Here is a 15,504-nt window from a genome sequence, read left to right as displayed (position 1 = left end):
CCTGTGCCGATCTGGTCGACCACGTCACATGTGGCGCCAACGCTCGGTCCGCGATCGGGCCGCGCAAACAGCCTCGACCGGGCCCGGCGCACTTGCTGCAGGTTATCGAATGCAGATCGCTCGCCGGCCCTTTCGGCTGGTACACTGCGCGCCATGCAAATCTCAGTAAAGCATTGTGTTGCGGTCATATTGTTGATTTTGCTCCCGCTTTCGGCGATCGCCGCCGAAGAGTGGTACAGCGCCGAGATGCCGGTCGCCGACGAGGGCAACGAGGCGCGGAACACCGCATTGGGGCAGCTGTTGCTGCAGGTCATGCAGCGCGTCAGCGGCAGGCTGGACATCGGCGAGGCGCCCGGTGCCCAGGCGGTGATTGCGGCCGCCCCGTCGCTGGTGCAGCAGTACCGCTATCGCAGCGACGAGCAAGACGGCCAGATGCTGCGTTACCTGTGGGCGCGTTTTGACCCGAGTGCGGTCGACCGACGGATGCGCGAACAGCAACTGCCGGTCTGGTCGCGTCGGCCACGTGTGCTGATGTGGGTGGCGATGCAGCAGGGCAACGAACGCAGCCTGCTGAACTTCGACAACGACACGCGTGCGCGCGAAGCGGTTCTGGCGCAGGCAAAACTGCGTGGCATGCCGTTGCAGTTGCCGCTGATGGACCTGCAGGACCAGGCGGCGATGAGCACAGCGGATCTATGGTCAATGTTCGCCGACGGCATCCAGAAAGCATCGGAACGCTATCCCTACGACGCCATTCTGATCGGTCGTCTGCGCTCGACCGGGCGCGACCAATGGGCCGGTGACTGGTCGCTGTGGGACGAGGCCGGCATTCACCCCTTCGATGCGCGCCCCGGTGAGCTGGGCGAGGCGCTCGCCGATGCCGTGACCAAGACGATTGACCTGCACGCCAGTCGCTTCGTACCTGCGGTGAGCGCCGGTGGCGGTAGTGTGGTTACGGTACAGTTCATGGGGGTTACGGAATTGGCGAGCTACGGCCGTTTGCTTGCCTACCTCGAAAGCCTCGACAGCGTTGCGCGCGTCTCGCTGCGGTCGGTCGACAACGACAGCTATACCTTCGAGTTCGCCTTGCGCGACAGCGTTCAAAGCCTGGTCGACGCGCTCGGCGATGCGCCGAACCTGGCCGCCGAAATCGGGCCACTGGAACAGGTTCCCAGCGCGACCGGTGAGACGGCCGAAGCCGGCAAGCCTCCCGCCACGAGGGCCGATTATTACTATCGCCTGTTAAACTGACCCGCCTGCAGCGACACAAGGAACCTGATGAACGCTTACCTGCGCCATTTGCCGAACGCGATCAGCGTGGCGCGCATCATTCTGGTTGGGCCGATCGTACTCGCGTTGCTCGAGCGCAAGTTCGAGACGGCGATCTGGCTGTTTCTGGTGGCCGGCGCGTCGGACGGACTCGACGGGTTTCTTGCCAAGCGTTTCGGTTGGAGTTCGCGTCTCGGCGGCATTCTCGATGCCCTGGCCGACAAGTTGCTGCTGATCTCGACATTCATCTGTCTGTGGTGGCTGGAGGTGTTCCCTTGGTGGCTGGTCGCCAGCGTGCTGGCGCGGGATCTGATCATCGTGGTCGGCGCCACCGTGTACAACTTCCGTGTCGAGACGGTGCAGCCCGAGCCGAGTGTGGTCAGCAAGTTGAACACCTTTCTGCAGATCGCATTGGCGGCGGTGGGTGTAGTGCAACTGGGTTTTGGTGGCATTCCCGGCGTCGTGATTCAGTTGTTGATTGCGGCGGTGATGGTCACGATCGTGCTCAGCGGCGCCGGGTATGTACGGGAATGGAGCCGCCGCGCGCGCGAGGGAGGAACGCATGGCCATGAGTGATTCGCAGAAACTGTGGTTTATGGGCTGGTTGCTGCTCAGCGCAGTGCTGCTGTACCTGTTGTCGCCGATCCTGATGCCGTTCGTGATCTCTGCGCTGCTCGCCTATCTCGGCGATCCGCTGGTCGATCGCCTAGAAGAACGCGGCGTGAAACGCACACCGGGCGTCGCGCTGGTGTTCGTCGTACTGTTTATTTTGTTGACGGTTCTGCTGTTGCTGTTGATACCGCGGATCGAGGCGCAGATCAGCCAGTTGATACAGAAGCTTCCCGGGTATGTCGATTGGATTCGCGGCAACGTGGTGCCGCATCTGCAGGGCCTGTTGCCCGAGGAATCGGCAACGCTGGATTTCGCCACCATCCAGAAGGCATTGGGCAAGCACTGGCGTGAAGCCGGCGGGATCGTCGCCAACGTGTGGGGATCCATCTCGGGATCGGGCATGGCGTTGTTGGGCTGGATCGCCAATCTGGTCCTGATCCCGGTGCTCACCTTTTACCTGCTGCGTGACTGGGATCCGCTGGTGGCCGGGGTGCGCACCTTGCTGCCGCGCAGCAGCGAGCCGACGATCGTCAAGCTGGCCAAGGAATCCGACGAGGTGCTCGGTGCGTTCCTGCGTGGCCAGGTGCTGGTGATGTTTGCACTCGGGGTGATCTATACCACCGGGTTGTGGTTCGTCGGCCTCGAACTCGCACTGCTGATCGGTATGTTCGCCGGTCTGGTCAGTTTTGTCCCTTACCTGGGCTTGATCGTCGGTATCCTGATCGCGGGCGTCGCGTCGATTCTGCAAGCGCGTGGGTTCGGCGATCTGCCGTGGGTCGTGCTGGTGTTCGTCGTCGGGCAGATGCTCGAAGGCATGGTGCTGACGCCGCGTCTCGTCGGCGAACGTATCGGGCTGCATCCGGTGGCGGTTATCTTTGCCGTCATGGCCGGCGGCCAACTCTATGGCTTCTTCGGCATTCTGCTGGCGCTGCCGGTCGCCGCCGTGGCGATGGTGTTGGTCAGGCATGTGGTCGAACAGTATCGCAACAGCGATTGGTACGGCCCCGAAGAGTACGGCGGTGAACGCGAGGATGCAGACGCGCAATAGCCGTCAGGTATGGCATTCAGTCGCTGTCGGTGCGTTACGGTCCATCGCATGAATGATCACTCCCCGCTCAAGCCGCCGCCCGGTGCGCGCATCCAGACACCGATCCGCAATACCGTGCGCGCCTTGCTGATTCATCAGAATCGCGTGTTGCTGTTGCGTAAACGATGGCCGGATGGCAGCGAACGATTCAGCCTGCCGGGTGGTGGTCAGGAAATCGGCGAGGCGCTGCACGAAACCCTGCTGCGCGAATGTTTCGAGGAGATCGGTGCACAGGTCGAGATCGTTGGCCTGGCGCATGTCGCGAACAGCTACCGTTTGCGTGATGCCAAGGAATCGCTGTATCGACAGCACGTCGAGTTCATCTTTCGTTGCAAACTGCCGGCCGCCTACCAGCCGACAACCGGCAGCCAACCCGATAAGTACCAGGTAGGTGTCGAATGGGTTGGCCTGCACCGGCTGGACGATATCGAGCTGCGACCCGGCGGTCTGAAACGCGTTATCCGCGGTGCGGCGCTGGGCAATATGCAGACCTATCTGCCGGCGCTCTGAGCCAAGTCAGCCCTCCGGTCAACACCTGGTCAGCCCATAGCAAGGTTTTGTTTGACGAACGGAATCGTCAGCCGTCGCTGTTCGGCCAACGACGCCCGGTCGAGCCGGTTGACCATTTCGACCAGGTCCTTGGGATGGCGTGATCCGCGTTCGACGATGAAGCGTGCGACGTCGTCCGACATCTTCAGCGCCCGGCGCGAGGCCAGATGTTGCAGCAACTGGCGCCGACCATCGTCATCCAGCGGTTGGATCGATAGCGTCAGGCCCCACGCCAGGCGGCTTTGCAGGTCGGGGAGCGTTAGCGGTAGCGCGGCCGGTCCGCAGTCGGCACTGAATAGCAGCCGGTTGCCCAGGTCGCGCGTGCGGTTGAACAGGGCGAACAAGGACTCTTCCCAATCGCGTTTGCCGGCGATCTTGTGCACATCGTCGACCGCGAGCAAGTCGAAGCTCTCCAGGCCTTCGAGCATCTGCGGCGCCAATGTGGCGTGGTCGGTCAGCGGCAGATAGATACTGCGCATGCCGATGGCTTCGGCACTGGCGCATTGGCCGAGCAACAGGTGGCTGCGACCGCAACCGCTCGGGCCGAACAGATATACCAGCTTCTCGCCGTCGGGCTGTAACGATGCGCGCAAGGCATCGAGCACGGGTCGGTTGCCGCCGACCACGAAGTCATCGAGCCCGGGCGCATGCTCAAGCTTCAGCGCAAGCGGCAGCTGCTGGATCATTGCACACGCGCGGCGGCACGCCAGCGGATGAAGTAACTGGCGCTGAACAGAAAGCCCAGGCTCAGCGCGGCTTCGGTCAGGCCAAGCCAGCGTTGCGTTTCGTCAGTCCAGGCGACCATGCTGCCGTGCAGTGCGTACAGCAGTGTTACCAACACCGCCCACACCAGGGTCTTGTCGCGTGCTGCCAACACGCCGCGCAGCGGGATCAGCAACGGCGTGACGAACAGCAGCAGCCAGATCGATTTGTGCTGTGGGTCGACTTCGCCGAGGAAGATGATCCAGGCCATGACCCAGGCGATCAGGCCGACGTAGGTCAACAGCGACAACCAGCGGACCAGCTGCGTCTTCACAGTTTGCCCTTGAGTGCCTTTGCCAGGTGCGCCAAGCGGCGACCCAAGGCTTGGCACAGGTTCTTCTCGACCTGCGTAAGCGGCAGTTTGCCGTCGATGCCGGCGACATGCGACGGGCCGTAGGGTGTGCCGCCGTCGCGTGTCTGCGCCAGGTCGGGTTCGGAGTAGGGCAGGCCGGAGATCAGCATGCCGTGATGCAACAACGGCAGCATCATCGACAGCAGGGTGGTTTCCTGTCCGCCGTGCATGCTGCCGGTCGAGGTGAACACGCCGGCGGGTTTGCCGCTCAGCGCGCCTTTCATCCACAGGCCGCTGCTGTTGTCGAAGAAGTATTTGAGCGGCGCCGCCATGTTGCCGAAGCGCGTCGGGCTGCCCAGGGCGAGTGCGGCGCAGTTGGCCAGGTCGTCCATCGTGGCATACGGTGCGCCAGCTTCAGGCACGGCCGGACCGGTCGCCTCGCAGTCTGCAGAGACCGGCGGCACGGTGCGCAGGCGTGCCTCGAGTCCGCCTTCCTCGGCACCGCGTGCGACCAGCCGGGCCATCTCGGCGGTGGCGCCGTCGCGGCTGAAATACAGAACCAGCAGGTAGTCGCTCATCACAGGATATCGAGTACGCGTTCTGGCGGACGGCCGATGACCGCTTTGCCGTTGTTGACCACGATCGGGCGTTCAATCAACTTGGGGTATTCGATCATCAAGGCGATCAGTTGATCGCGGCTCAAGTCGGGATTGTCGGCGCCGCTTTCCTTGTATTCGGTTTCTTTTTTGCGCATCAGGTCGCGCGGTTGCAGCCCGAGCATATCGAGCAGCTTGCCGAGCGTCTTGGCATCCGGTGGCGTCTTGAGGTATTCGACGATTTCCGCAGACGCATTGTTGTCCTCGATGAGCTTGAGTGTCTGCCGCGACTTGCTACATCGCGGGTTGTGGTAAATCCTTACAGTCATGGCTATTACTTTCAGCAGCGAACAGATGTGCGCGGATTTTATCAGGCCTGCGCGAGGAGCGTGGTATGGGTGACCAGTCAAACGCACCGAAATTCAGTTTGGCGCGGGCGCTGTCACGGCTGCGCGAATTCCTGATCCTGGTCGCCGAGCATTTCGTGTCGCACGGCGGGCCGCGCAACGCCTCGGCGTTGACCTACACCACGCTGTTGTCGCTGGTGCCGCTGATGACCGTATCGTTTGCGATCTTTTCCGCCTTTCCGGTGGCCGACAAGGTCAACGAACTGATCCAGGGTTTCGTCTTCGAAAATTTCGTGCCGACGTCGGGCGTGCAGCTGCAGCAGTACCTGTCGGATTTCAGTGCCAAGGCATCCCAGCTGACCGGTGCCGGATCGGTCTTTCTGGTGATCGTTGCGCTGTTGATGATGTCGACGATCGACGAATCGCTGAACAACATCTGGGAGGTCAAGTCGACGCGCAGTTTCGGCAGCAAGTTTCTGATCTATTGGACGGTGCTGTCACTCGGCCCGATCCTGATCGGCGTCAGCCTGCTGGTCACGTCTTACGCGGTGTCGTTGCCGATATTGTCCGAGGCGGCCAGCAGCGGGGTCGGCCGCCGCCTGCTGGGATTGACGCCGGTGCTGACCTCGGCTGCCGCGTTCACCTTGATGTACGCCGTCATTCCGAACCGGCGGGTCAGGCTCGAACATGCACTGGTCGGAGGTGTTTTTGCTGCCTGTCTGTTCGAAGTGGCGAAACACGCCTTTGCCTATTACATCACCCAGTTTCCGACCTACGAGGCGATCTACGGCGCCTTGGCTGTTATCCCGATCTTCCTGGTCTGGGTTTACCTGTCGTGGATGATCGTGCTGCTCGGCGCCGAGGTCACGCATGCCATGGGCATCTTCAACTGGTTGGGCAACGATGGCACCTGCAAGCGCCTCGGCATGGGGGATGCGGTCAATGTGATCCTGGCGCTGGATGAGGCGGCGGCCGCCGGCGAGGCGCCGACCACGGCGCAGTTGGCGCGCTTGCGCGCGCGCTGGCGCGAGCCGCGCCTGGACGATCTGCTGAGCGAGCTGGCGGCCCACCATTGGGTCCACCTGACCCGCGAGGGGGGCTGGACGTTGGCGCGTCGCCTGGACGATTCCACCTTGATGGGGCTGTTCGAAAGCCGCATGTTCTCCCTGCCCCGGGAAGGCGACAGCGACTGGCCGGCAAATGAGCGGCTGGCGGACGCGTTGCGCGCCGCCAACACCGGCATTCATGGCGCGCTCGACGTGCCGCTGGGCGAATTCCGCCTGCGTCGCGCCGAATCCATCCCCTTACAACGCAGTGCCCAGTCCGAACGCGATTGATCAGCCGCCGGCCAGTTCGACCTCGATGAACACGGTCGATTGCGAGCGTCCGAGCAGGCTGCGCATGCGGACGTCGTAGCGCACCGTCGCACTCTCCATCGCCAGGGTGTTGCCCTCCCGGTACACGCCGTGACCGGCGAGCAGGGTCAGCTTGCCGGTGGTCGGCGATTGCTGCAGCAGGGCATGGTTATCGAGCCGCCCGCGTTCGCCGGCGGTGGGGATCAATTGCACCGGAACCAGACGCCCCAGCAGTTTTTCCACGCCGATCTCGATGTGCGTGCCGCCATCGTTGACCAAGCGCTTGATGACACCGGCGAAACCGACCGGTGCACCGTTCGGCCCGACTCCTTCGGCTTGCACAAGCACCGGTTCGCCGACGCATAGCGGGGGCGAGACCGGGCCGCTGAGGCGAAACGCCGCGCCGGATTTCGATTGATCGGTCAACAGGCAGGCCAAGGCGCCGCGCGCGACGTCGCGCCCGGCCAGACCTTGGGTCAGCGCACTGAGCTGTTCGTGGATCACGCGCAGTCCATGCAGCAGGTGATAGGGCTGACTGCGCGGTTGGCGCGGAAAGGCGCGACGCTCAGGGCTTTTGCGCCCCTTGATCAGGTTGCTCAACGCCTCCAACAGGCGCGGCGGTGCATCGTCATCTTCCTCGATCGCCTGCAGCAACGGGTCGATATCGAGATAACGGATCTCGGGGCCCGGTTTGGCGGCGTGGACGCACGACAGTGGCGGTTTGGCGCCGCTGATGTCGACCGGAATGGTGAAGGCACCCTGCGGCAAGACACTGAGCGACAGCAATACGGCGTGTTTGCCGATCCAGTGGTGCCACGCAAGCACATCGGTCGGCACCTGGTGATTGGGATCGCAGGCACAAACGATCAGGGCACGGAAGAACAGGCCGTTGATCGTGTTCGGGTCGTCCGGCTGGCGCAGCGGCGCCTCCATCGGCAGGTTGCCCACCTGCTGCCTGTCCGCATGGCGGAAGATGGTCAGCAGCAGCAGCCAGAACTTCGGTGCCAAGCGGTAGTAGTGCAGACGTTCGATGCTCAGCGCCAGATCCAGGGCGGTCATCGCGCGCATCAGTGTTTCCGGCTCCGGTTGCCGGCCGACGATGATTTGATCATTCGCCATGCGCAGATGGGCGTTGGCGAACTCGGTCAGCAACTCGATGGTGGTGTGCTCCATCTGGTCGAGGGGTATGGCCGAGTCCGAGCTGTGCTCCAATCGCTCGTTGATCAGTGCAAGCACCTTCTCGAGTGGTTCCTCGAACAACTCGATCAACTGCGCAAAGCGGTTGCCCGGCTGCGGATCGCGCACCACCATGCGCAGTTGCTGCAATAACATCGCTGCCGATTTCTGCGGATTGGCGAGCGGCAGATCGTCGATCCATCGTCCGAGCGCGCGTGGATTCAGCAGCGCGTCCGGATGCCGCGCCACCGCCGTGCCCGGTATGTTGAACATGCCGGGGTTGGGTGCTGGGTTGGGAGCGTTTACCATGCGCGACTACCGTCGTTGTTGCGGCACCCGGCTCGCTGCACTTTCGGCTCGATCCGCTGTCTACTTTTTGATGTGGGCATGCAGGTGAATGACGTCCGTTCTTAATGTAAGTATATGAGTGGCGCGGAATACATGGGATATGTGACGCGTCTCACTCTTGGCGCACAACTCTATTAGGGGTTTTGGTTGATGTCACGACCAATGAGGAAATTACTTCCAGTCGGGCTGCTGATCGGCATGCTGGCGGCGACGATTTCATGGGCGAATGCGCCGGATACGGATTTCTCCCTGCCCGGGCTGGACGGCAAAACGTACAGCCTGTCGGACTACCGCGGCAAATGGGTGTTGGTCAATTATTGGGCGACCTGGTGTCCGCCGTGCCTGGAGGAGTTGCCGGAACTCGAGGTCTTTCATAGCAACGCCGAGGGCAAGGCCGTGGTGCTCGGGGTCAACATGGAGGAGATCGACGAAAAGAGTCTGCGCGAATTCGTCGACGAACAGTTTTTGTCTTTCCCGATTCTGGTGGCGACTGCCCGCCCGAGCAGGGATCAGCTGATTGGTCCGATCGAGGGTTTACCGACTTCCTATTTGATCACCCCCGAAGGCGAGGTGGTGGCGCGACAGGTGGGGCAGATCACCGCAGAGGCACTTCGCAAATTCATCGAACGGTACGAGAACGAACATAAGAAGGAGAGTGAATGATGGTGCGTTTGGGCATGATGTTGATGCTGATGGCATCGAGCGTGGCGTTCGCTGCCGACAAGCCGCGCGACCCGGAACAATTTTTCTTCAACGAGAGTTTCGGCGATTTTTCTGAAGAGTTGCAGACCGCCCGCGACGGGGGCAAGAAAGGCATTCTGATCATGTTCGAGATGGACGAATGCCCATTCTGTCACCGGATGAAAACCACGATCCTGAACCAGCCCGACGTGCAGGCATACTTCCGCGAGAACTTCCTGATCTTTCCGGTCGACATTGAAGGCGACGTCGAAATCACCGATTTCCAGGGCAACGCGACGACGATGAAGGACTTCGCCTTCAAGCAATATCGGGTGCGCGCTACGCCGGTGTTCGCCTTTTACGATCTGGACGGCAACTACATCAAACGCGCGCGTTTCACCGGAGCGACTCGCGACAAGGAAGAGTTCATGTTGCTGGGCCAATACGTGGTCGACGGGGCCTACAAAGACCAGACCTTTACCCGTTACAAGCGCTCGGCACGCTGATGTTTCGCCAGTTCGGCGGAAAGCTGGGCGCATTGCTGCTCCTGGTCGGCGGCACCGCGTGGGCGGCCGACGAGCTACAGCCCTTACCGGAACCGTTGGCACTCGAAGATGCCTTGCAACTGGCCGACGTGGCGCTGCCGGCGGTCGAACTTGCATTGGCCGAGCGCGAAGCGAGCGATGCGGCGTTGGCGCAGGCCGAATCACTCAGCGGCACGCGTTTGACTGCGACCGCCAAGCTGCGTGCCATCGAACCGTCCTATAAGTCAGACGACCCCGACAACAACGACAGCAGTGCACGCTTGGCGTTGACCAAGCGCATCTACGATTTCGGCTACAGCGATGCACTCGAATCGGCGGCGCGCATGGCTGGCCAGGGCAGCGAGTGGCGTTATCTGGATGCGCGCCAACAGGCGCACCTGAACATCATGCGCAGTTTCCTCGATGTGGTGCTGGCCGACTTGCAGTTTGCGCGCGACAACGAGGCCATGGCCGGGGCGTTCATCTCTGCCGATCGGGCGCGCGACCGGCACGAGCTGGGGCGCCTGTCGGACGTGGATCTGTTGCGTACCGAGGCCGAGTACCAGGAAGCGCTGCAGCTGCGCAACGCGAGCCAGACGCTGCAGCGCGCAGCACGTTCACGTCTGGCACTTGCCATGGGCCGGCCGGGTGACCTGGTGTCGAACGTGGTGCGACCGACGCCGCCCGATTATTCGTCGCCCCCACCGCCGTTTGACGAGTTGCTCGAACAGGTGCAGCAGTACAATCCGGAGATCCTGGCGTTGCGCGCCGAGGTCGATGCTGCGTTGGCGGGTGTCGAAGCGGCGCGCTCCGGGCATGGTCCGGTACTGCGTGGCGAGCTCGAAGCGAATGCCTACAACCGCAACACCAGTTCGACCCATCCGCTGGGCGCGGCGCTGGTGTTCGAGATGCCGTTGCTGACCGGCGGCGCCAAGGATGCCGCGATCGCCGAGGCGCGGGCACAACTGCGTGGCAGTCGTGCCAAGCTGACGGCAGCACAACACCGGTTGCGCCAGGAGGTATTGGATCTGTGGCTCAAGCTGGAGAATCTACGTGTTCAGCTCGAGGGTCTCGCCGTTCGTGGTGACTATCGCGAACTCTATCTCGACCGCAGCCGCGCCTTGTATGAGCTGGAAGTCAAAACCGACCTGGGTGACGCGATGACCGAGATCTCGGCGGTGCGGCTGGACGTGGCGCGTGCCGAGTTCGATTGGATGATGACGCAGGCGCGCCTGCAGGCGTTGAGCGGAAAGCTGTTGGCCGAGGAGTCCGACAAATGAGCAAGACATTGATGAAGGCCGTGTTGTGTTTGGGCGCGCTGGGTGTTTCGGTTGCCGCATCGGCCGCTGACGTGACGGCGAAGATAGCTTGGTCGCAGCGTGCCGAACTCGGCACCTTGGTATCCGGCGTGATCAGCGAGGTGCATGTCAGTCCCGGCCAATCCGTCAAGCAAGGCGCCAAGCTGGTAAGCCTCGACCAACGCGGATTCAACAGCGAGGTTGCCCGGCGCAATGCCGAAGTGAGTCACACCCAGGCACTGCTGCAAGAGGCGAAGCGCGACGATGATCGGGCCATCGAGCTGTACGACCGAACCGTGCTGTCGGATTTCGAACGCAACCAGGCCGCGGTCGCATTGAAATCGGCGCGGGCGTCTGCCGAGGCGGCGCGCGCTGCACTGGTGGCTGCCAAGCTCGATCTGGAACGCAGCGTGGTGACCGCACCATTCGATGCCATGGTGCTCGCGGTCAATGCCGTGCCGGGCGAGAGTGTCGTCAGCGAGTTGCAGAGCCGACCGTTGGTGACGGTCGCGGATAACCGGCGATACCACGCGACCGCCGTCGTCGACGCCGATACGGCGGCACGCCTGCAGCCGGGCCAGGCACTCAAAGCGACCGTGCGTGGCGAAACGCGCGATGCCAAGGTGGCCTTTGTCGGCTTCGAACCCGTCGGCGACGCGGCCGCAGCGGCGCCGGGCTATGAATTGGTTGCAGAGATCGGCGCCGATCCCGAGCAACCGCTGCGGGTCGGCGAGTCCGTTACCTTGCACCTGGAGTAGTTGTGGCCTGTAGACGGTTTTTGGTCAGCGGCAAGGTGCAGGGGGTTTGGTTTCGCGCGTCGACGCGGGACGAGGCCGGCCGCCTGGGTCTGCAGGGGCATGCAATCAATCTGGCCGACGGCCGTGTCGAGGTAGTCGCCTGCGGAGATCCGGCTGCCCTCGAGTTGCTCGAACGCTGGCTATGGCGTGGGCCGGAACTGGCGAAGGTCGACGGTGTTAGCGCCGAAGACGCCTCCGAGCAGGCATTCGACGGATTTCGCACCGGTTGAATCTACCGTGACTGTGCAGCATCGCGCTGCCTGCTCACCTATTGCCCATCACCAGGTAGGTTGTTCGCTACGCGGGCGAAACAAGACGCTCGACCCGGGTGGTTCGCGTTGTTGTCTTGTGTCGCTCGCGCTTGGTTTGGCTGGACGGTTTGACTTGCGCCAGACCGGTGCATCGGGGTCGCCGTTTCCGCCTCCATCGGCGCTCGAGCTATCGAAGCGACCGGCAGCGTCGGCTGGTGAGGTATAGCCATAACCGTAGCCGTACGGTGAGTAGGTGCCTGCGTATCCGTAGCCGGGCATGCCCCAGCCGCCGGGCGATGCATACGGTTGATAGCCGGTGTAGGGATCTGTCTGCGGGTAGCTCTGTCCCGGGTAGGCGTAATAGCTGGGTGCCGGGCTCGGTGTGCTGTGGCGTACCGAGGTGTCTGCAGTAACGGTGCTGCGCCAGCTGGGTTCCTCGTGTTCGCTCTGTTGCGGTGAGACTACCGACTCATCGCGGGCTTGTTTTCGCCAGGTGTGATCGCTGGGTGGCGCAGGGGCCTGAGCGTCGTCAGCCGAACCGAACAGGCGCGACCCACGCGCGGCATCAGTGGCCCGCGAACTGCGCAGCGGCAGCGGCGCGGGTATCCCGCTGGACGGCAGCACGCTGTTGTCTTCCCGCTGTGGCGGTGCGTCCTGGGTGGTGACATCGGGCTGTTCGGGAAACGCACCCGGCAACGCCGCAGATTCGCTCTGGTACGGCCCAGGTGGCGGCGGATAGCCGCTTTCGTCTGCCGTGGCGGAAGTCACAGCGATCAGACATACCGCGATGCAGTTTGCGAAGACGTACAGGGCGCGACGGCGCATGGTAAGGCTGAGAGCGTGCATTCGGGTCTCGCGGTTGAGCCGGCTGATTCAGCTGACGGTTTCGACCCCAGCCTGCAGAGTTTGCCGATGGCGCACGTTGCAGGGGTGCGCGGGATCTTCGTTCAGCGGTGAAAATAGCAGAGCAGGGTCGTAAACCCAATGCCGCGGCCAGGGCAACAGCGGTTGCCGCGGGCGGGTTGCAGGTCAATATCCGGACGAGGCGAGCTCGAGGCCTTGCGGTACGTCGTCGATGCGTACCACTTCGCTGCGGATGGTGCCGTCCGGCAACAGGGCGAGCAGACGGAAACCGGGGGGTTCCTCGTCGACCTTGAAGTTGTCGAATGCGGGGGCGAATTGCACGCAGGTCGATGGCGAGGCCATCAGCCGAACGTTGCGATGCCGGCCTTCGAACGTCTGGTGAATGTGGCCCCACAAGATACCGCGCACGTGGCTGTAGCGGTCGATGATCTCGAACAGCGGATCCGGGTTGTCGATCGCCATCGTGTCGATCCAGGCGCTGCCGACATTGACCGGCTGGTGATGCATGCACACCAGGGTGTGACGGTCGGCGCCGGCCAATGCCTTGTCGAGCAGGTCGAGTTCGTGATCGGACAGGTGACCGCCCTCGGCGCCGGGTTTGACCGAATCGAGCATGATGAAGCGCCATTCGCCATGGTCGATGATGCTGTCGGTGTGAACGCCGTCGTTGCGCAGGTGCTTGCGCATGATGTTCGGTACATCATGATTGCCGGGCAGGCAGAATACCGGCACGTCGAATCGCGCGAGCATCTCGCCCACGCGGCGGTAGCCTTCGGGGCTGGCGTCGTGAACCAAGTCGCCGGTGGCGAGCAACAGGTCGAGCGGCCAATGGCAGTTGCGAAAATGGTCGATGACACGCTGGAAGGAGTCGAGCGTGTTGATGCCGAGGAGGGTGCCGACCGGGTTGGCGTACAAATGGGTATCGGTCAACTGCAGTACCCGCAGGGTCCCGGCCGGGAACTCCGCGCTACGCAGATTGCTGTCCGACCCGGTGCCGGTAAAGCTTGACGTCATTGCCCCATAGAACCTCGTGGGTCCTCGTGCCTCTTATTCAGGTTATAGTAGCTTATACGTCGCTCGGCACAAATGTTGCGATCGACGCAGAACAGCGAATTTGTGAGCGAATTCCCGCAGTTATGACGTTGAACGAACTCAAGTACATCGTCGCCGTGGCACGTGAGCGACACTTTGGACGTGCAGCCGAAGCCTGTTTCATCAGCCAACCGACACTCAGCGTGGCGGTCAAGAAGCTGGAAGACGAGCTTGGCCTGAGCCTGTTCGAGCGTCGCAAAGGCGAGGTCAGCATCACGCCGATCGGCGAACAGATCGTGGCGCAGGCGCAGCGGGTGCTCGAAGAGGCCAGTGCGATCCGCCAGATCGCGCGCCAGGGCCAGGACCAGCTCGACGGCGCGCTGCGCTTGGGTGCGATCTACACGATCGGCCCTTACCTGCTGCCGCACCTGATCCCGCAGCTGGCGGAGCGGGCGCCCAAGATGCCGTTGATGATCGAAGAGAACTACACGGCCGTGCTCTCGGAAAAACTCAAGAACGGCGAGCTCGACGTGATCCTGTTGTCGCTGCCGTTCGACGAGCCGGGCGTGCTGACCATGCCGCTGTATCGCGAGCCGTTCGTGCTGTTGTTACCGAGCAGCCACCCGCTGAATCAGAAGCCGGGCTTCGATATCCACGACCTGCGCAACGAAGATGTGCTGCTGCTCGGCGCCGGGCACTGCTTCCGTGACCAGGTGTTGCAGGTGTGTCCGGATTGCATGCATCAGCGCGGCAGCGAGGGCAGCCCGGCGCAGACGCTCGAAGGCGGCTCGCTGGAAACCATCCGCTACATGGTGGCGAGTGGGCTCGGGGTTACGATCCTGCCGTGTTCGGCGGCCGGGGCAGAGCGCTTTTCGGAGCGTCTGCTGAGCATACGCCGGTTCGATAGCCATGCGCCGTCGAGGGTCGTGGCGTTGGCGTGGCGCAAGAGTTTTCCGCGCCCTGAGGCGATTACCGCTCTGCGCGATGCGGTGCTAAGCTGCGACCTGTCGTGCGTCGAACCCGTCCATTGAAGCGTCGCGAACCGTCCCCATCTAAATAAAGTTCGACCTGGCCGCGATCGGGCCGCCCGTTGAAAAATCACTCTGATAGAAATTCTCTATCGGCTGAATTGCCAGAAACAATTTCATTAGAAAATCAACGGCTACTATATTGCATCCGCAACCCGCCGGTTGGACCCGGCACATCCCAAAAAGACTGGAGGATTCCTACATGTCTCTCAAAGGCTCCAAGACTGAAGAAAACCTGAAGGCCGCATTCGCTGGCGAGTCGCAGGCAAACCGTCGCTACCTCTACTTTGCTGCCAAGGCTGACGTCGAGGGCTACAACGATGTCGCAGCTGTCTTCCGTTCGACTGCTGAAGGCGAAACCGGTCATGCGCACGGCCACCTCGAGTACCTCGAGCAATGTGGCGACCCGGCTACCGGCCTGCCGTTCGGTGGCACCTCGGAAAACCTGAAGACCGCTATCGCCGGTGAAACCCACGAGTACACCGATATGTACCCGGGCATGGCCAAGACTGCGCGCGACGAAGGTCACGACGAGATTGCCGATTGGTTTGAAACGCTGGCCAAAGCCGAGCGTTCGCACGCCAACCGCTTCCAGAAGGCACTGGATCAGCTCAACGACTGATCGCGGCTTTCCAA

General features: G+C 62.5%; 19 protein-coding genes. 12 read left to right on the top strand and 7 right to left on the bottom strand.

The window, feature by feature from the left end; all coding sequences use genetic code 11:
- Positions 1-189 precede the first annotated feature (189 nt).
- From B1781_RS16940 to B1781_RS16925, 4 genes are read left to right on the top strand one after another with little or no spacing between them, the layout of a single operon-like run.
- Positions 190-1,251, top strand: a complete 1,062-nt coding sequence (locus tag B1781_RS16940) for a DUF2066 domain-containing protein (RefSeq protein WP_164513438.1) — start codon at positions 190-192, stop codon at positions 1,249-1,251.
- A 27-nt stretch (positions 1,252-1,278) separates the two neighbouring features.
- A complete protein-coding gene (locus B1781_RS16935; RefSeq protein WP_078120788.1) occupies positions 1,279-1,845 on the top strand; it encodes a CDP-alcohol phosphatidyltransferase family protein in 567 nt (188 codons plus the stop codon).
- Complete coding sequence (locus tag B1781_RS16930) at positions 1,838-2,929, top strand: AI-2E family transporter (RefSeq protein WP_078122112.1); 1,092 nt, start codon at positions 1,838-1,840, stop codon at positions 2,927-2,929. The genes B1781_RS16935 and B1781_RS16930 overlap by 8 nt, the downstream gene beginning before the upstream one ends.
- 48 nt (positions 2,930-2,977) lie before the next feature.
- Positions 2,978-3,478, top strand: a complete 501-nt coding sequence (locus B1781_RS16925) for an NUDIX domain-containing protein (RefSeq protein ID WP_164513437.1) — start codon at positions 2,978-2,980, stop codon at positions 3,476-3,478.
- Positions 3,479-3,507: 29 nt separating this feature from the next.
- Here B1781_RS16925 and hda read toward each other — a convergent pair whose 3' ends face one another.
- Genes hda through arsC form a run of 4 tightly spaced genes read right to left on the bottom strand, consistent with a single transcriptional unit; the run spans position 3,508 to position 5,496 of the window.
- Positions 3,508-4,203: a DnaA regulatory inactivator Hda gene (gene hda / locus B1781_RS16920; RefSeq protein ID WP_078120786.1), complete on the bottom strand. Its 696-nt coding sequence runs from the start codon at positions 4,201-4,203 to the stop codon at positions 3,508-3,510.
- Positions 4,200-4,553 carry a DUF2069 domain-containing protein gene (locus B1781_RS16915; RefSeq protein ID WP_078120785.1) on the bottom strand — a complete coding sequence of 118 codons (354 nt, stop codon included), beginning with the start codon at positions 4,551-4,553 and terminating at the stop codon, positions 4,200-4,202. Before B1781_RS16915 ends, hda begins: the two co-directional genes overlap by 4 nt.
- On the bottom strand, positions 4,550-5,149 hold the full coding sequence (gene wrbA / locus B1781_RS16910; RefSeq protein WP_078120784.1) for an NAD(P)H:quinone oxidoreductase: 600 nt from the start codon (positions 5,147-5,149) through the stop codon (positions 4,550-4,552). Before wrbA ends, B1781_RS16915 begins: the two co-directional genes overlap by 4 nt.
- Complete coding sequence (arsC, locus tag B1781_RS16905) at positions 5,149-5,496, bottom strand: arsenate reductase (glutaredoxin) (RefSeq protein WP_078120783.1); 348 nt, start codon at positions 5,494-5,496, stop codon at positions 5,149-5,151. The genes wrbA and arsC overlap by 1 nt, the downstream gene beginning before the upstream one ends.
- Positions 5,497-5,561: 65 nt before the next feature.
- Here arsC and B1781_RS16900 point away from each other — a divergent pair, with 65 nt between their 5' ends.
- The gene (locus B1781_RS16900) at positions 5,562-6,851 is read left to right on the top strand and encodes a virulence factor BrkB family protein (RefSeq protein ID WP_078120782.1); all 1,290 of its coding nucleotides are present in this window, start codon (positions 5,562-5,564) and stop codon (positions 6,849-6,851) included.
- Here the strand turns inward: B1781_RS16900 and B1781_RS16895 are convergent, their stop codons facing one another.
- Entirely contained in the window at positions 6,852-8,354 is a 1,503-nt protein-coding gene (locus B1781_RS16895; RefSeq protein ID WP_125932144.1) for a hypothetical protein, read from the bottom strand.
- A gap of 201 nt (positions 8,355-8,555) precedes the next feature.
- Between B1781_RS16895 and B1781_RS16890 the strand changes: the two genes are divergently transcribed.
- Genes B1781_RS16890 through B1781_RS16870 form a run of 5 tightly spaced genes read left to right on the top strand, consistent with a single transcriptional unit; the run spans position 8,556 to position 11,923 of the window.
- Positions 8,556-9,056 carry a TlpA family protein disulfide reductase gene (locus tag B1781_RS16890; protein WP_078120780.1) on the top strand — a complete coding sequence of 167 codons (501 nt, stop codon included), beginning with the start codon at positions 8,556-8,558 and terminating at the stop codon, positions 9,054-9,056.
- Positions 9,056-9,580 carry a thioredoxin family protein gene (locus B1781_RS16885; protein ID WP_408646376.1) on the top strand — a complete coding sequence of 175 codons (525 nt, stop codon included), beginning with the start codon at positions 9,056-9,058 and terminating at the stop codon, positions 9,578-9,580. The genes B1781_RS16890 and B1781_RS16885 overlap by 1 nt, the downstream gene beginning before the upstream one ends.
- Positions 9,580-10,878, top strand: a complete 1,299-nt coding sequence (locus tag B1781_RS16880; RefSeq protein WP_078120778.1) for a TolC family protein — start codon at positions 9,580-9,582, stop codon at positions 10,876-10,878. The genes B1781_RS16885 and B1781_RS16880 overlap by 1 nt, the downstream gene beginning before the upstream one ends.
- Entirely contained in the window at positions 10,875-11,654 is a 780-nt protein-coding gene (locus B1781_RS16875) for an efflux RND transporter periplasmic adaptor subunit (protein ID WP_078120777.1), read from the top strand. Before B1781_RS16880 ends, B1781_RS16875 begins: the two co-directional genes overlap by 4 nt.
- A 2-nt stretch (positions 11,655-11,656) precedes the next feature.
- Complete coding sequence (locus B1781_RS16870) at positions 11,657-11,923, top strand: acylphosphatase (RefSeq protein WP_078120776.1); 267 nt, start codon at positions 11,657-11,659, stop codon at positions 11,921-11,923.
- 48 nt (positions 11,924-11,971) lie between these two features.
- Here the strand turns inward: B1781_RS16870 and B1781_RS16865 are convergent, their stop codons facing one another.
- Positions 11,972-12,790 carry a hypothetical protein gene (locus B1781_RS16865; RefSeq protein WP_164513436.1) on the bottom strand — a complete coding sequence of 273 codons (819 nt, stop codon included), beginning with the start codon at positions 12,788-12,790 and terminating at the stop codon, positions 11,972-11,974.
- Positions 12,791-12,973: 183 nt separating this feature from the next.
- The gene (cpdA, locus tag B1781_RS16860; protein WP_078120774.1) at positions 12,974-13,822 is read right to left on the bottom strand and encodes a 3',5'-cyclic-AMP phosphodiesterase; all 849 of its coding nucleotides are present in this window, start codon (positions 13,820-13,822) and stop codon (positions 12,974-12,976) included.
- A gap of 122 nt (positions 13,823-13,944) precedes the next feature.
- On the opposite strand from cpdA, the gene B1781_RS16855 reads away from it, so the two are divergent.
- Both B1781_RS16855 and B1781_RS16850 read left to right on the top strand, forming a co-directional pair.
- On the top strand, positions 13,945-14,871 hold the full coding sequence (locus B1781_RS16855) for a hydrogen peroxide-inducible genes activator (RefSeq protein WP_078120773.1): 927 nt from the start codon (positions 13,945-13,947) through the stop codon (positions 14,869-14,871).
- 199 nt (positions 14,872-15,070) lie between these two features.
- Positions 15,071-15,490, top strand: a complete 420-nt coding sequence (locus B1781_RS16850) for a rubrerythrin family protein (protein WP_078120772.1) — start codon at positions 15,071-15,073, stop codon at positions 15,488-15,490.
- The last annotated feature ends 14 nt before the right edge of the window (positions 15,491-15,504 follow it).

Source organism: Thiosocius teredinicola (genome assembly GCF_002009425.1).
In the GTDB taxonomy this organism is placed as follows: Bacteria; Pseudomonadota; Gammaproteobacteria; order Chromatiales; family Chromatiaceae; genus Thiosocius; species Thiosocius teredinicola.
This window is presented reverse-complemented; position numbering and strand designations above follow the sequence as displayed.

Coding starts and splice junctions, on each gene's coding strand:
- B1781_RS16935 (WP_078120788.1), top strand. CDS start 1,279: ATGAACGCTTACCTGCGCCATTTGCCGAACGCGATCAGCGTGGCGCGC.
- B1781_RS16930 (WP_078122112.1), top strand. CDS start 1,838: ATGAGTGATTCGCAGAAACTGTGGTTTATGGGCTGGTTGCTGCTCAGC.
- B1781_RS16925 (WP_164513437.1), top strand. CDS start 2,978: ATGAATGATCACTCCCCGCTCAAGCCGCCGCCCGGTGCGCGCATCCAG.
- hda (WP_078120786.1), bottom strand. CDS start 4,203: ATGATCCAGCAGCTGCCGCTTGCGCTGAAGCTTGAGCATGCGCCCGGG.
- wrbA (WP_078120784.1), bottom strand. CDS start 5,149: ATGAGCGACTACCTGCTGGTTCTGTATTTCAGCCGCGACGGCGCCACC.
- arsC (WP_078120783.1), bottom strand. CDS start 5,496: ATGACTGTAAGGATTTACCACAACCCGCGATGTAGCAAGTCGCGGCAG.
- B1781_RS16900 (WP_078120782.1), top strand. CDS start 5,562: ATGGGTGACCAGTCAAACGCACCGAAATTCAGTTTGGCGCGGGCGCTG.
- B1781_RS16895 (WP_125932144.1), bottom strand. CDS start 8,354: ATGGTAAACGCTCCCAACCCAGCACCCAACCCCGGCATGTTCAACATA.
- B1781_RS16890 (WP_078120780.1), top strand. CDS start 8,556: ATGAGGAAATTACTTCCAGTCGGGCTGCTGATCGGCATGCTGGCGGCG.
- B1781_RS16885 (WP_408646376.1), top strand. CDS start 9,056: ATGGTGCGTTTGGGCATGATGTTGATGCTGATGGCATCGAGCGTGGCG.
- B1781_RS16880 (WP_078120778.1), top strand. CDS start 9,580: ATGTTTCGCCAGTTCGGCGGAAAGCTGGGCGCATTGCTGCTCCTGGTC.
- B1781_RS16875 (WP_078120777.1), top strand. CDS start 10,875: ATGAGCAAGACATTGATGAAGGCCGTGTTGTGTTTGGGCGCGCTGGGT.
- B1781_RS16865 (WP_164513436.1), bottom strand. CDS start 12,790: ATGCACGCTCTCAGCCTTACCATGCGCCGTCGCGCCCTGTACGTCTTC.
- cpdA (WP_078120774.1), bottom strand. CDS start 13,822: ATGACGTCAAGCTTTACCGGCACCGGGTCGGACAGCAATCTGCGTAGC.
- B1781_RS16855 (WP_078120773.1), top strand. CDS start 13,945: ATGACGTTGAACGAACTCAAGTACATCGTCGCCGTGGCACGTGAGCGA.
- B1781_RS16850 (WP_078120772.1), top strand. CDS start 15,071: ATGTCTCTCAAAGGCTCCAAGACTGAAGAAAACCTGAAGGCCGCATTC.